The 14,421-nt window shown below is 69.0% G+C and carries 11 protein-coding genes and 2 pseudogenes; 5 read left to right on the plus strand and 8 right to left on the minus strand.

The window, feature by feature from the left end; translation table 11 throughout:
• The first annotated feature begins 22 nt into the window (after nucleotides 1–22).
• The 3 genes from BM339_RS14620 to BM339_RS14630 all read left to right on the plus strand — a co-directional run bounded on the left by BM339_RS14620 (nucleotide 23) and on the right by BM339_RS14630 (nucleotide 7,562).
• Complete coding sequence (locus BM339_RS14620) at nucleotides 23–2,887, plus strand: tetratricopeptide repeat protein (protein WP_075021165.1); 2,865 nt, start codon at nucleotides 23–25, stop codon at nucleotides 2,885–2,887.
• On the plus strand, nucleotides 2,884–6,936 hold the full coding sequence (locus BM339_RS14625; RefSeq protein WP_075021166.1) for a CHAT domain-containing protein: 4,053 nt from the start codon (nucleotides 2,884–2,886) through the stop codon (nucleotides 6,934–6,936). Before BM339_RS14620 ends, BM339_RS14625 begins: the two co-directional genes overlap by 4 nt.
• A gap of 65 nt (nucleotides 6,937–7,001) precedes the next feature.
• A complete protein-coding gene (locus BM339_RS14630; RefSeq protein WP_075021167.1) occupies nucleotides 7,002–7,562 on the plus strand; it encodes a hypothetical protein in 561 nt (186 codons plus the stop codon).
• An 8-nt stretch (nucleotides 7,563–7,570) separates the two neighbouring features.
• Here the strand turns inward: BM339_RS14630 and BM339_RS14635 are convergent, their stop codons facing one another.
• The gene (locus BM339_RS14635; RefSeq protein WP_143118418.1) at nucleotides 7,571–8,149 is read right to left on the minus strand and encodes a hypothetical protein; all 579 of its coding nucleotides are present in this window, start codon (nucleotides 8,147–8,149) and stop codon (nucleotides 7,571–7,573) included.
• A gap of 229 nt (nucleotides 8,150–8,378) precedes the next feature.
• On the opposite strand from BM339_RS14635, the gene BM339_RS14645 reads away from it, so the two are divergent.
• A complete protein-coding gene (locus tag BM339_RS14645) occupies nucleotides 8,379–9,836 on the plus strand; it encodes a hypothetical protein (protein WP_075021169.1) in 1,458 nt (485 codons plus the stop codon).
• Nucleotides 9,837–9,947: 111 nt separating this feature from the next.
• Here BM339_RS14645 and BM339_RS14650 read toward each other — a convergent pair whose 3' ends face one another.
• Nucleotides 9,948–10,532, minus strand: a complete 585-nt coding sequence (locus BM339_RS14650; protein WP_021593720.1) for a TetR/AcrR family transcriptional regulator — start codon at nucleotides 10,530–10,532, stop codon at nucleotides 9,948–9,950.
• Nucleotides 10,533–10,625: 93 nt separating this feature from the next.
• Between BM339_RS14650 and BM339_RS14655 the strand changes: the two genes are divergently transcribed.
• Nucleotides 10,626–12,107 carry an aldehyde dehydrogenase family protein gene (locus BM339_RS14655; RefSeq protein WP_021593721.1) on the plus strand — a complete coding sequence of 494 codons (1,482 nt, stop codon included), beginning with the start codon at nucleotides 10,626–10,628 and terminating at the stop codon, nucleotides 12,105–12,107.
• A 51-nt stretch (nucleotides 12,108–12,158) separates the two neighbouring features.
• Here BM339_RS14655 and BM339_RS52615 read toward each other — a convergent pair.
• From BM339_RS52615 to BM339_RS14680, 6 genes and pseudogenes are all read right to left on the minus strand, one after another.
• Nucleotides 12,159–12,467 (minus strand): annotated as a pseudogene (locus BM339_RS52615) (alpha/beta hydrolase); the annotation flags it as partial.
• The gene (locus tag BM339_RS52845; RefSeq protein WP_256255369.1) at nucleotides 12,412–12,603 is read right to left on the minus strand and encodes a hypothetical protein; all 192 of its coding nucleotides are present in this window, start codon (nucleotides 12,601–12,603) and stop codon (nucleotides 12,412–12,414) included. The pseudogene BM339_RS52615 and the gene BM339_RS52845, both read right to left, overlap by 56 nt.
• Nucleotides 12,604–12,853: 250 nt before the next feature.
• Nucleotides 12,854–13,204: pseudogene (locus BM339_RS51365) on the minus strand (hypothetical protein); the annotation flags it as partial.
• Nucleotides 13,117–13,968 carry an urease accessory protein UreG gene (ureG, locus tag BM339_RS14670; protein WP_075021170.1) on the minus strand — a complete coding sequence of 284 codons (852 nt, stop codon included), beginning with the start codon at nucleotides 13,966–13,968 and terminating at the stop codon, nucleotides 13,117–13,119. The gene ureG and the pseudogene BM339_RS51365, both read right to left, overlap by 88 nt.
• Complete coding sequence (locus BM339_RS52450; protein ID WP_337959915.1) at nucleotides 13,910–14,047, minus strand: urease subunit beta; 138 nt, start codon at nucleotides 14,045–14,047, stop codon at nucleotides 13,910–13,912. Before BM339_RS52450 ends, ureG begins: the two co-directional genes overlap by 59 nt.
• Complete coding sequence (locus BM339_RS14680) at nucleotides 14,044–14,346, minus strand: urease subunit gamma (protein WP_075021171.1); 303 nt, start codon at nucleotides 14,344–14,346, stop codon at nucleotides 14,044–14,046. The genes BM339_RS52450 and BM339_RS14680 overlap by 4 nt, the downstream gene beginning before the upstream one ends.
• Nucleotides 14,347–14,421: the final 75 nt, after the last annotated feature.

Genomic DNA, 14,421 nt, shown 5'->3' on the forward strand with positions numbered 1-14,421 from the left:
ACGATCAACCGCGAGGAGACCCATGGACCTGGAAGCGGAGACCGTGCCCCCGCCCGCCGCGCATTACAGCGTCGTGGTGGTCGATGTTGAAGGCTTCAGCGACGAAAAACGCACCAACACGCACCAGGTCACGATCCGCAAGCGGATGTACGAGGCGCTCAAGCGCGCCTTCGCGTCGGCCGGGCTCGCTTGGCAGGAGTGTGTCGTCGAGGACCGCGGTGACGGCGCAATGGTCCTGGTGCCGGCTCACGTGCCCAAGAAGCTCCTGGCGTGCGAACTGCCCGCGGCGCTGGCCGCTGAGATCGGACGGCACACTGCGGCCGGTGCGGCTCCGACCGCCTTCCGGATGCGTATGGCGCTGCACGCGGGTGAGGTGCATTCAGATGATCGTGGCGTGGCAGGCACAGCCGTCATCCTGCCGTTCCGGCTGATCGACGCGGCCGAGCTGAAGGAATCGCTGCGTTCGTCGAGGGCGGTTCTGGCCCTCGTCGTGTCCGACTGGTTCTTCCACGAAGTGGTGAAGCACTATGCCGAGGCCGAACCCCTCCTCTTCCGGACGGTGCGGATCTCGGTGAAGAACGTTAAGGCCGATGCCTGGATTCGCCTCCTGGGTGGTGCCGGGGCAGAGCCCCGCGACACCCCGGCCGAACCGGCTCCCGAATGGCCGCCACCCCTATCGGCCTCCCATTTACCCAGGCCTGAGCTGCGTCAGCTTCCGCTGCTCGCTTCCGGCTTCACCGGGCGTTCCGAACAGCTGGCATGGCTGGACAGGGCGCTCACCACCGCGACCGAACGCCAGGAGGCGTCCGTGGCCGTCGTCCACGGCATGCCCGGCGTCGGCAAGACCACTCTCGCCGTCCAGTGGGCGCATCGTGCGGCCGAACACTTCCCCGACGGGCAGCTCTACATCGATCTGCACGGCCACTCGCCCAAGGCGACGCTGAGTCCCGGCGCCGCGCTCGGCCGGCTCCTGCGCAGCCTCGGGATCCCAGATCAACAGATTCCCCTGGAGGAAGAGGAGCGTGCCACGCTGTACCGGACGACGGTGGCCCGCCGGAGACTGCTGCTCCTGCTGGACAACGCGGCATCGACGGAACAGGTCCGCCCGCTGCTCCCGGGCACGTCCGAGTCCTTCGTACTGATCACCAGCAGGGCACGGCTCGGAGGGCTCGCCGCCCGGGACGGCGCGAGGCTCCTCGATCTCGAGGTGATGCCGACGGCGGAGGCGACGACGCTGGTCCGGGAGACGCTACGGGCGGCCTGCCGGAACTCAACACCCGGCCAGTTGGACAGTATCGCCCGGCTCTGCGGACGGCTGCCGCTCGCCCTCCGGATCGCCGTGGAGTTCATCGCCGCGCGGGACAAGGCGCCCCTCGAAGAACTCGTGGACGAGCTTGCCGACGAGCGACACCGGCTGGAGCTTCTCTCCACCGGCGATGACGAGACCACCGCCGTGCAGGCCGCCTTCTCCTGGTCGTATCGCGCGCTGCCCGCGGACGCGGCCCGAGTGTTCACGCTGATGGGCCTGCATCCCGGCCCGGATATGGATTCCGCCGCGGTGGCCGCCCTCACGGGCCTGACCATCGCGCGTGCGCGCCGCTGCCTGAGCACGCTGGTGCGGCTCCACCTGGTCGAAGAGACCGAAGGCAGGCGGTATCGGATGCATGACCTGCTGGGTCTCTACGCCGCCGGTTTGGCCGCCGAGCTGCCGTCCGGGAAGAGCGACGAGGCGGTGACGCGCCTGCTGGGATGGTATCTGTGCGTGCTCACGGCCGCCGACCGGGCCAAGGCACCCCGTGGTTTCGGCGGTGCCCTCCCCGTCCCCGTCGTGCAGCCGCAGATCGACTTCGCCTCCCACGACGCGGCACTGACCTGGTACGGATCCGAGCACGCCAACCTCATCGCGCTGCTCACGCTGGCAGGCCGGACCGGCCGTGACGAGATGGCCTCGCGGCTGCCGGTGGCGATGGCCGGGTTCTTCCTGCTCCGCAAGCCGTGGAACGACTGGATCTCCTCGCATGAGATCGGCCTTGCGGGAGCACTGCGGTCCGGGGACCGGCACGGGGAGGCATGGCTGCGCTGCCATCTCGCACTCGCCGAACGCGAGTTGCGACGCTCGGCGCCCGCGCTCACCGATGCACGGGAGGCGTCGGTGCTCTTCCGGAAACTCGGCGATCCATCCGGCCTGGCATTCGCCGACACCGTGTGCGGCTTGGTGTACCGAGACCAAAGACTGCTGGACGAGGCGAGGGACCATCTCGCACGCGCGTTGCGGACCTACCTGGACATCGGCGACCTCTGGGGAGAGGGAATAGCCCTGGTCACGCTCGGCATCGTCCTGCGCGACCTCATGCGGCATCCGGAGGCGCTCGACCACTGCCGACGAGCGGTGCGAGTGTTCCGCGGCATCGGCGACCAGTGGGGGGAGGGCGTTGCGCTGGCCACGGGTGCGCAGATAAGTCGAGACCTCGGACAATTCGATCAGGTCATTGACACGTGCGGGCGTGCGATCTCCATCCAGCAGGCGATCGGCGACCGCCACACCGAGGGGATGATCCGTAACACGCTCGGCACCGCCCTGCTCCGCATGGGGCGGACCGAGCACGCCATTGACCGGGCCCGGGAGGCACTGAAGATCTTCCGCGAGATCGGGGACCGGCACGGCGAGGGCATAGCCCTGAAGAACCTCGGCGTCGCGCTGAACACCGCGGGGCGGCCGCTGGAGGCGAAGCAGTGCTGGCTGCTCTCGCTCGAACTGCTCGAAGCGATCGGAAGCCCTCGCGCCGACGTGGTCCGGGGCCACCTGGCGGGCCTGACGACCGAGGGCGACCAGGATCGGCCGAGTTCGGCGGCGGGATCCGACACCGTCCCGCGCACAGTGGCATGACCGCGAACGTGTCAAGAACTCTGTCCTCCCCGCTGCCGGAACTGCGGCTCGACATCGAGGATCACCGGCCCGGAATCGGCTGGCGATGGCGGCTGACGGGCACGGCGGACGACACACCCGTCTTCCATGACGTGGACCTGACGACGAGGCCCACGGCCTACGAGGGCCTCTCCGACCCTGCCGCGTACCTGCGCCGGTACGGGTCCCGGCTGATGACGGCGCGCCGGTCGAGCAGCGACGCCGACCTCGTGACCGGCCTTGCACAGTGGGGCGGAAAAGAGATCTTCGGCAGGCTCGGACCGCTGCTGGCGGCGTATGCCCCGGTGGTCGTTCACGTGACCGTCCCAGACGGGCCACCCGACCCCGAGCATCCTGCCCACCTTCCACTACAGCTCGCGCATGTCGGCGGGGTGCCGCTGGCACTTCAGGGAGTGGTCTTCGTGCCGAGTCCCGGCGCCGGACCGGGTCCTCCGGATCCGGAATCCGCAGGTGACCGGCCGCGGATGCTGGCCGTCTTCAGCCGCCCCGAGGGGACCTCCGCCCTGAACCTGCGGGGAGAGAGGCTCGCTCTCGAGCGGGGATCGCGCGACCCGTCCGGCTGGCGCGGCACCGTGGACCTGCGTTTCCTGCCCTACGGCGTGACAGCGGAGAAGCTGGGCAGGGTGCTCGACGCGCCCGCCGGCTGGGACGTGATCCACATCTCTGCGCATGGCAGGCCAGGACGTCTCCGCTTGGAGACCGAAGCCGGCCTCGCCGACGACATCGACACCACGACGTTGGCACACCTTCTGGAGCCGGTGCGCGAGAGTCTGAAGCTGCTGGTGATGTCCGCCTGCTGGTCCTCCGTCCTGGCGGCGGAACTGGCCGAACGCCTCGACTGCGCCGTCGTGGCCATGCGCTACGCCGTGGGCGACGACTTCAGCGCGGCCTTGACGGGTGAACTCTACGGGCGCCTGTTCGGTGATCGCATGACACTCGGGCGGGCGATGGGCGAGGCAATGCGAGCCGTCGCAGGCGAACCCGGCCCGGACCCGCTCTGGGTTGCGGCGCCGGCGCTTTTCGGGCCCCGTGCCGCACGGCTGCGGTTTGCATTGCCACCATCCCCTCCAGCACAGGCTCCCGCGGTCAGATCGATGCGGAGTACCGCCGTCTCAGACCTGCCACCACCGCACGAGCACCTCTTCGGGCGTGACAATCTGCTGAGCCGTGCGGGGGCGGCGTTGACCGGCGTGGCCTTGTCCGGAGTGGTGCTTTATGGCATGCCCGGCGTCGGCAAGAGCGCTTGCGCCGTAGAACTCGCGCATTTCCACTCGGCCGAGTTCGACAAGATCTTCTGGCTGACGGCGAATGACCCGGACGTCCTCTCCCGCCTCACCCGCATATCGGCCGACCTCGAAACCTCATCCAGGGAAGCCGTGCTGGTCGTGGTGGACGGGGCCGAAGCCCTGCTGAGCCCGGACGGCGATTGGCGCGACCCTCGATGGGGCCGATTGCTCGCCGACCTGACAGCGCGCCCCGGTGGCCGGCTGCTCATCACGACACGGGTGCGTCAACGCGGGCCGGATATCCCGCTGGCGACCGAGGTTGTCGGACTGCTCCCCACGGACGAGGCAGCGCTACTCGCCCGCGCCCACGGCCTTGACCGCACGGCCCTCCCCCTCACCTACGGGCATCCCGCTCTGCTCGCACTCGCCGCGGACCGGGTGGCTGACAGCGACCGCCCAGACCGGCCCCTGACGTCCCTCAAGGACGGCCGAGGCGCAGCGGTCGCGGACATGGCGTCCTGGACTCGTGCGGTGCTCATGAGCCTGGACAGCACTGAGCGGGAGCTGTACTACATGCTCTGCGATCTCAAGGACGACGCTCGCCGGCATTCAACGGCCGAAGCCGCCTGGGAACGGCTCTGGGACGTCCTCGATCTAGCGGGACGGGTGCCGCCGGCACCCGATTTCGACGGACTCTTGGCCGGGCTTCGCGACAGTGCCCTCGTCACCGTCGTCACCGGTCCCGAACCGCGGCGATCCCGGCTCCTCGTGCACCCCGTCATGGCGGCCGTCGGCCGGGAGGAGGCGGACGCTCACGAGGAGCCCCACTTTCGAAGCGCCATCAACGCGGCTCTCCTCGGCCTGTGGTCACCCGATTCCGGCCATGTGGACAACGGCGATCAGGTCCAGTGGCGGCTGCACAAGGCCCATAGCCTCCTAGAGCTGGGGTTCTGGTCCGAGGCGGCGCGTTATCTGGAAGAGGTGCTGCACAACGATCACGGTCAACAGAGCGCTCATCTGGTGCTCAAGGCGATCGACCCCGTTCTGCAAGCCGCTTCCCAAACGGCCGTGGGGCCGAGGATCCGCCGCGCGGTGGCGATGGCGGCGAACAGACTGGACCCGTCCACAGGCCGGGCGATCCACGAGACGCACCTGGCGGAGGCTCTGGCATCGCGCGACCACAAGGGCGTGATCCTCACTTCCGGAGATCTCCTTCCCCTCCTTCTGGACGCGGGTGAGCTCGCCCGAGCCCTCCGGCTGACCGAGGAGGCGATCGGACACGGCCTCATGGGCGGGCTGGGGCCATGGCAGTCGGTCGCCGCCCGGGCGCAGCGGCTGCGGGTGTTCGAGCGATTCGGGTCTGGGACCTACGTCCAACGGGAATGCGAGCGGCTGCTCGCGGAGGTGGCGCGGCTCCCAGAGCCCGACGAGGACGACGACTCAGGTGTCATTCCCGGGAACCTGCGCGAGTCGCTCTTGACCATGCTGTTCAACACTGCGATGCGGCGTGGTGACTACGCCGGCGCGCTAGAGACTAACGATGCCATTGTGAAATCCAAGGCTGAGCGCGGCGTATCGCAGGGAGACCTGTCGAGGACTTGGTTCGAGAGGGTGGCTCCTCTGATGCGGCTCGACCGCCTCGACGAGGCCGCAGCCGTCCTCGATGAGTGCGGGGCGGTCTTCGCCGCCGTCGGCGACCTCGACCGGCAGGGCGATCTGCACCAGATGCGGGCCGCCTTGGAGTTCCGCAAGGGCAATCTCGACATGGCGGTGAGGCAGGCACGTGACGCCCTTCGCCACGCCTACGCCTCGGGTCTCATCGAGGACCTGCCCATCCGCCACTACAACCTCGGCAAGTATTTGGGCGAGTGGGGCGAGGAGCCCGAGCTCGCACTGGTCCATCAGCTGGCCTCCGGATTGATCCACGAAACCTTGGGCGAGACGGACGACTCCGCGATCAGGGCGGCCGGCACCAGCCTCCATCTGTACCCGTCGATCTCGCCGCCCGCCTCCGCCGAGGCCCTCCGTGACCTCCTCGACGACGGTTTCGGTGACGACCTCGCCCGGCTCATCGAGGAGGTCGCTCCCGGTGTGTGGCCGCCCAACAGGACGCTGGCGCACCTGGTGGAGCGGTCACGCGACCATGCTCGATCCCGCGCGGACCGGGAAGCGGTGACCAGAGCCGCCGACCTGGCCTATTGGGATCCCACCATCGCGGCACTGGCGGCTTCGGTCCGTGGCGACCCCGACGCGAGGGCGGTGGTGGACCGGGAGCTGGATCGGTCTCGGGAGGATCCTGCCTGGCACGATCTGACGTCGGCCTTCCGCGACCTTCTGGGACGAGCCCAACGCTCAGGGAGGTGGCTGCGACGTCCCCGTCCCAGGGCACTGTCCGAGGCCGAGGTGGACGACCTGGTTTCCGGCCTGGACACGACGGGAAAGGCGGTGCTGGTCAGGGCAGTGGAGGTTCTCACCGGCCGCAGAAGTCTTCCGCCGGCGCTGATAGGCGCAGTAGGGGCAGGCGGCGTCCTCCGTGCCACGGTCGAGGGGGCACTGGGAAACACCGATGCCGAAAATGAGGTTCGAAAGTGGTTGCGGGAGTGCATCGGTGAGGAACCGGACTTCATTCCATCCGCGACCGTCCTTGAGCTGATTCTTGATGGCAACCGCGATCCGGAGATAGCCACTCGGCTCGACGACGTAGATCAGGCCATCGTAACCTGCGTTCTCGACCACATCACGGTGCTCGAACGGTGGAGAGCGGCACCCAATCAGACTGGGTGAGTCCAATCGGTCTGGCGGGAGTCCAGCAACGGACGCGGATGGAATAGCCCGAGGAACGCACCTGTATGGCGACCAGTGTTCGGCAGTTGACCGAAGTGGCATCTCTCGTACCGCTGGCCGATCCGTTTGACTGGGGACGGGTTGAGCGGCGGATCGGGGCGGCTGTGCCGCGGGACTACCGCGAGCTTCTCGACGCTGGGGGTGGTGGGATCTGGCTGGACTGGTTGAGGCTCTACGTTCCGGCGCCCGGCGTCGGCCTCAAGCATGTCGATCTGGAGCGGTCGGGGGTGGAGTTCGAACAGCTCCAGGACCTGTTCGAGGACGAGGTCGTGGGGCGGCCGGACGGTCTCGACCCTGATTCCAGGCTGCTGCCCTGGGCCTCGACCGGCACCGGGCTCACGCTGTATTGGCAGGTCTCACCCGAGGCGGCGGCCGGTTCGTATCCGATCCGGGTCTCAGACCGGAACGGCGACGTATGGGAAAGGTACGACCTGCTCACCACCGACTTCCTCCTGGGAATCATCCGGGGTGAGGTGCACAGCGAGTTGCTCAACGAGTCGTGGACAAAGCGCGACATGCTCTTCAAGCCCTACGCGGGCGAACCGCTGCAGCGTCATGACGCCTGACCTGGATATCACTCAGGCACTGCTCTGGCAGGCTGCCGTCTGCTGCGCAGCACAAGGTGGACATTGAAAGCGATGATCACAGCGAGTGCGGCCAGCCCCAGCCAGAACCCGACACTCACCTCTACCTTGATTCCGAGGTTGTCGAAGAATTCCGCGACTTCGGCCGGCGGCATGGTCGACGGCATTGGCAGAAACTCATGTCCCTGTACGTCCAGCGACTCCGAGGCCCACAGCCCGGTCACCACCAGGAGTCCACCGGAGACCGTCGCCGCAACGGCGGCGACGAAGCTTCGCCTCTGCGGACTGCGCGCCAGGGCGGTGCCCGCACCTGCCACCAGGACGACGAGCAGGGCGAATGGCAAAACGCGGACCGCCGCGGGGAACGTGTTCGCCTCAGTGGCGATGTTCCAACCGGTGAACCCTTCATCGACTATCCATTTCAATCTCGGAGGTCCGGACTCCGCGCTGGTGGCAATGCACGGCATGAACAGGAATATCAGCGAAACCAGCACGAAACCGATCGGATTGATCAGCCGTGTCATCACCGGCGCAAGAGGAGATGGTGCGTGTTTCCTTACGTCGTCCATCTGCTGGACTATAGCCAGCCCGCCCGGGACCGGTCCCGGAATCGCCAGTGGCCGGTGTGCGGGCTGCCGGCCTCGCGACCATCCGGTCCCCGCCCGACCGCCGTGATCAACATGTCGCCGGCCCCGTTGGCTTCGGCGGTGGTCGCGTTGCGGGCGTCTCCGTGGACCACCTGGCCAGTGTCGGTGGCGCACCAGGCGCGTTTCTCTCCCATGCGAGATCATGATCGGTATGGCTCGGTACCGGTATGACGCGAAGGTTGAGGCCTTTCCCCGGGATCTGTTGGACGAGGTCGTCGCGGCCCTGCTGGACGCGGTGGAAGAGGCGCCCGTCACCGAGAGCGGCTTCGAGTTCGGGCAGGACGTTCACGACGGGATACGGCTGGTGGAGGGCCGGCACGTCGCCACCGGGGCCCGCTATCGGATGGCCGCCGATCGAGGCGAGGGCGAGGTGAGCGTTGCGGCGTGGAACAGGGCCGGGGAGTCGCGGATCGAGGCCACCGGCGACTTCGGCGGCCATATCGTCCGGCTCAAGGTGGAGCTACGCATGTCAGGGCGGCGGCTTCGTGACGTACGGATCAGCGGCGACTACCAAGGGCCGAAGCCGTTTCGCAAGGTGCGGCGGGCGAAGTGGGAATGTGAGGTGGCGGCCGAGGAATGGTGGGCCGTGCTCGGGGCGAAGACGGCTCCGCTTTCAGTGCGGGTCGCGCATCCGTTCGCCTTCGCCGATCTGCGTGTTGGGAGAGGTAAGGACAAGGGCGGGCGCTGGACTGTCAGGACCACGGCGCGATTCGGGGGTCGTTCCCTCTTGCGTCCGCTGGCCCGGGTGGGGTTGGCCGTCATGCGGCGCCGCGTCCGGCGCACGTTGGACGAAGGGTTCGGCCAGGTCGTGTCCGCGTGGAACGCCGAGGTGCCCGGCATGGCGAAACGCGGCCTGCGAGAGCGGCTCGGCTTCGAGCACCGGGTGACGCTCACTGCTGTGTCCCGCGAGTGGGCCGAGGCATATGTCGCCGCCCTTCATCAGGCGGTCGGGGAGTTGCGCTTCAAGAAGGGCAGGCTCGTAACGGGTTCTGAGGCGGCGTTCGGCGCGCGGCTTCTCAAGGGCTCGCACATCGGGCCGGGTGCCCGCTACCGCATCGCGCTCGTTCCGGACGACGAGATCGAGCCGCTAAATGTGGACGTCGTGGCGTGGGACCGTGCCGGGTCGAACCGCATCGAGTTCAGCACTCCGGGTGATGTGCAGACGGGGTGGGTCGAGATCGACAGCGCCCGGAAACCCACCGTCGTGCGTGCCGCGCTTGCCGGCGAGGTGGAGGGGTTCCCACAGGCCGAGTGCGAGGGTGAACTGGACCTTGAGCGCTGGTGGACGGATACCGAAGAGGGCCCTGCCATGACGGTGAATGCCACCAACCCGCTAGGTGAGGCGGCCCTGACGGTGAAGAGAACTCCGGAGGCGAACGGCAAATGGACGGTGACCATCGCCGCGACGGTTGAAGGCCGCGCTTGGACACGTCGGCTGATCGCGGCAGCGGGTCTCATCGCCGCCGTTCCCATGAACCGTGGGCTCCAGGAGTCGGCCGATGCGGCCGCATTGAAGTGGGACGGCCTCGCGGCCAGAAGCGCTTCGGTTTCGCCGCAGGAGGCCGCCGACGACACTTTGCGAGCACTCCTCGGCACCCCACCGGGCTGAATCCGGGCGTTCGCTGCGCGGACTCGGCGCCTGCGGGCCTCATGTCCACCCGAGTAAGAGCCGTCCCCGCGCAGGTCGGTGGCTTGTCCAAGGTCGTGGGTCGGCGCCTGGTCAGTCCTCGGAAGTGGTGCTGCGTGGGGCGAAGGCGTTGCGGACGGTGGTGGCGAGGCTGGCTCGGCGGCGGGTGTGGTCGGCGGCCGGGTCGGCCGCCGTCGCGGTGTAGGTGATGCTGGCCGGTGACCAGGTCATGGCCAGGGCGATGACCATCGCGTGGACGTCGGCCGCCGGCAGGTCCGGCGTCACGTGCCCGGCTTCCTGGGCTTGGACGATGGTCTTGATCTTGGGAGCGTCCTCAGCGGCCGGGAAGAGGTGGCCTTCCGGGGTGCGTTCCAGACGTGCCCAGGTGGCGAGGCGCACGAGCCGAGGGCGCGCGAGGTAGGCGTCATAGAGGCGGACGGCGTAGCCGGGGAGGTCGTCCGCGGTGAGCGGCACGGCGTCGACGATGCCTTCGACCTGGTCGGCCAGCACGGCGTCGAAGAGGCCCTCCTTGTTGTCGTAGTAGGCGTACATCTGAGCCTTGCTCACCCTGGATTCGGCCGAGATTCGGTCGACGCGCGCGCCGGCGATGCCGTAGGCGGCGAACTCTGTGGTGGCGGCGTCCAGGAGTCGGCGCCTGCTGGCTTGGGCTCTGTCCACATCATCAGGGTAAACGAACCAGTCTGTTTGCAAGGCGAGGCCAGGCTGGCTACCGTGGCGCAAACAAACTAGTTCGTTTGCGAAGGAGTCATTGTGACCATCCCTCTCACCGTCGCCCCCGACGAGCGGCCCGCGCCCGCGTTCTTGGACGGGTCCGCCAAGCGGCTCCTGATCGGCGGTAGCTGGAGACCGGCTCTTGCGGGAAACACGTTCGCGACGCTCGACCCTGCGACCGGGAAGGTGCTCGCCGACGTCGCCATGGCCGGAGCAGACGATGTGGGCGAAGCGGTGGCCGCGGCCCGGCGGGCCTTCGAGGACCCGTCGTGGGCGGACATCGGCCCGTATCAGCGCAGCCGGATCCTGCTGCAGATCGCCGACGTGCTGGAGGCGCACGCCGAAGAGCTGGCCGTGCTGGACTCCCTGGACATGGGCGGCCCCCTGTGGATGACCCGCTGGCTGGTGGACCACTCCGTCGAGGTCTTCCGGCACTACGCGGGCTGGCCGACGAAGATCTACGGCCGGACCGCCCCCGCGGACCCGTCGGTGCTCCACTACACCGTGCGCGAGCCCATCGGCGTCGTCGCGGCCATCACCGCGTGGAACGGTCCGGTTCTGCAGCTGGCGTGGAAGCTGGGTCCGGCGCTGGCGACCGGCAACACCGTGGTCGCCAAGCCGGCCGCCTGGTCCCCGCTGTCGGCCCTGCGCATCGGCGAGCTGCTGGGCGAGACGGACCTTCCCCCAGGCGTCGTCAACATCGTCACCGGAGACGGCGCCACCACCGGTGAGGCGCTCACGCACCATCCCGGGGTGGACAAGATCTCGTTCACCGGCTCGCTCGGGGTGGGCAAGCGCATCCTGGAGGTCTCCAGCAAGGACCTCAAACGGGTCACGTTGGAACTGGGCGGCAAGTCGCCGACGATCGTCTTCGACGACGCCGATCTGGAGGCGGCGGCCAAGGGTGCCGTCGCGGGGTTCGCGCAGGGCAGCGGCGAGGCCTGTGTCGCCGGGACCCGGATCTTCGTCCAGGAGACGGTCCGCGACCGGTTCCGCGAACTGCTGCTGAAGGAGATGAAGGCCTTCGCCCTGGGCGACCCGTTCCATCCCGATACCAAGATCGGGCCCTTGGTCACCGCGCAGCACTTCGAGCGGGTCGGCTCCTACCTCGACCTCGCCCGCGAGGAGGGCGGCAGCCTCCTGACCGTCGGCGACGCTCGGGACCTGTACATGCCGCCGACGCTGATCGAGGACGTCGGCGCGGACGCCCGCGTGGTCCGGGAGGAGATCTTCGGACCGGTCGCCGCCCTGCTGACGTTCACCGACGCGGAGGACGCCATCGCCCAGGGCAACGACACCATCTTCGGCCTGGCCGCCTCCGTGTGGACGACCGATCTCGGGCGCGCCCATCGCGTCGCAGGTGGCCTGCGGGCCGGAACCGTGTGGATCAACACCTACGGCGAGATGAGCGCGGGAACGGTCCCCTTCGGCGGTTTCAAGCAGTCGGGCATCGGCCGCGAACACGGCACCGAGGTCCTGGACGCCTACACCGAGACCAAGACCGTCATGATCCGGCTCTGACGGCCGTGCATATGTCGCTCTCCAGGTCTCCTTGTCGCAGGTCGCATTCGTGCCGGAGGTGAGGTAGGCGTTGACCGCTTCGGTGACGCAGCGGTTGGGGTACATGCCGTGGCGGCGGACGTTCCGCAAGGTGACCATGCGGGACGCGGGTAGCGCGCGGTGCAGGGCGACGGCGCCCTCGTGGACGGTGCGGGTGTCGCCCGTGGACTGGACGATCGGCGCCGGGAGGTCGCTGCCGATCCGGGCGGGAGGCCTCCACGGGCGCGTTCGGTGAGAAGGCGCGCCCCGGCTGGAGATTACCGGGTCAGCCGCGGGCGTGCTTTTCGCCCTGGACGAGACGTTGCCGGAGGATCGCCGAATCGGGTGCGAGTGCCGTCACGAGGACGCCCGGTCCGGCGAGGGGCATGACCGCCAGCCCGTCGGCGGCGTACGCGTCCCTCGCCAGATCGGGGCCGACCAGCAGCACGTCGCCGGTGCAGCGCGCGTCCCCCAGCACGGCGCTGCTGGTGTAGAAGGCCGGATCGGGCAGCGGTAGCTCGTGCCGCAGCAGCGGGACGCCGTCGAGGGTGACGTCGATCCGGCTCGTGCAGGGGGCCCCGGTTTCGCCGTGCCATCCGAGGACGAGTTCCTCGCGCCAGCGAAGTGTGGCGTCGCCCTCCAGGGCGAGATCGGCGATGGCACGGTGGGCGGCAACCCGCCGTGGCGACCGCCGGTTCCAGGGCGAAGTCGAGGTGCGCTCCTGACGCGACCCTGGCCTTCACCCATGCCTGGGATTCGCCCTCGCCCGGGAGCAGCAGCGCGCTCGCGACGGAGCGCACGGTGAGGGTGGCGCCGTGCGAGACGTCCAGGTCGAGGCGCAGCTCGTCGCCCCCGAGAGGGCCCGCCGCCGCCCCGACCAGGTAGACGGCCTCCGGAGCGGCGCGCAGCGCGTACGGCCCGTCCGAACGCACCGTCGTCAGCCTGGTCCGCCCGGCGCCGTCGCACTCGGCACGGGCCGTGTAATGCCGGGTCACAGGGCCCCGGGCGCGACCGCCGGCGTCGAGGCGCCGGGCGAGTCCTGGACGTCCCGCGTCCCGGCGATGACGGCCCGGACCCACTCGGCGACCTCCGGCGCGCCGGGACGCTCGCGCAGCGAGTTGAAGATCACGGGCCTGCCGCCGCGCACCCGTGCCGCGTCGCGGTCCATGACGTCCAGGTCGGCGCCGACGAGCGGGGCCAGATCGGTCTTGTTGACGACCAGCAGGTCCGCGCCGCTCACCCCGGGCCCGCCCTCGCGCGGGACCTTGTCGCCGCCGGAGACGTCGAGGACGAAGATCTGCCGGTCGACGAGGCCCCGGCTGAACGTCGCGGTGAGGTTGTCGCCGCCGCTCTCCACGAAGATCAGGTCGAGCGGTCCGTGCCGCCGCTCCAGCGACTCGACGGCGTCGAGGTTGGCGGAGATGTCGTCGCGGATGGAAGTGTGCGGGCAGCATCCGGTGCGGACGGCGACGATCCTGTCGTCCGACAGGACGGCGTCGCGCCGCAGGAAGTCGGCGTCCTCCGTCGTGTAGATGTCGTTGGTCACCACGGCCACGGCGAGCTCGTCGCGGAGCGTCCGGCACAGCGCCGCCACCAGGGCGGTCTTGCCGGACCCGACCGGCCCGCCGACGCCCAGCCGCAGCGCCCGCCCCATCGACTCGCGGATCACCTTCCCGCCGCCGAAGAGCACCTCGTCACCGGCGCTCGCACCGCGGCTGCGGTCCTCGGTGACCTCGATGAACAGGTCGGTGTCGGCCAGCCTGATCCGGTCTCCGGCGGTGGGGCTAGTGGGACCCCACCTGGATGGGCCGGTCTCCCGTGTTGACGACCGTGACCATGACACGGGTGCGCCCGGCGTTGAGCACGACGGGCGGGCCGTCAGCGGGAACGGCCTCCCCGGGAACCAGCGGACGGGAGGTCACGGGATCGGCCTGTGGACGGTGACGAGCTTGGTCCCGTCGGGGAACGTCGCCTCGATCTGCACCGAGTCGAGCATCTCCGGAATGCCTTCCATGACGTCCTCCCGGGTCAGCACCGAACGGCCGGACTCCATCAACTCGGCGACCGTGCGCCCGTCCCGCGCCCCCTCCAGCACATGGACCGCGATGATCGCGGTCGCCTCCGGATGGTTCAGCCGCAGCCCCCGGGCCCGGCGCTCCCGCGCGACCGACGCGGCGACATGCAGCAACAGCCGCTCCTGCTCGTGTGGGCTGATCAGCACAGTCCGGACACTACTGGGCTGAGAAAGGTCATAGAACGGAGGAATTGCAGAGTTAACAGCGGATTTACGTGTGTC

It is taken from the genome of Actinomadura madurae (genome assembly GCF_900115095.1).
GTDB classification, from domain to species: domain Bacteria; phylum Actinomycetota; class Actinomycetes; order Streptosporangiales; family Streptosporangiaceae; genus Spirillospora; species Spirillospora madurae.

Coding starts and splice junctions, on each gene's coding strand:
- BM339_RS14625 (WP_075021166.1), top strand. CDS start 2,884: ATGACCGCGAACGTGTCAAGAACTCTGTCCTCCCCGCTGCCGGAACTG.
- BM339_RS14620 (WP_075021165.1), top strand. CDS start 23: ATGGACCTGGAAGCGGAGACCGTGCCCCCGCCCGCCGCGCATTACAGC.
- BM339_RS14645 (WP_075021169.1), top strand. CDS start 8,379: ATGGCTCGGTACCGGTATGACGCGAAGGTTGAGGCCTTTCCCCGGGAT.
- BM339_RS14630 (WP_075021167.1), top strand. CDS start 7,002: ATGGCGACCAGTGTTCGGCAGTTGACCGAAGTGGCATCTCTCGTACCG.
- BM339_RS14635 (WP_143118418.1), bottom strand. CDS start 8,149: ATGGACGACGTAAGGAAACACGCACCATCTCCTCTTGCGCCGGTGATG.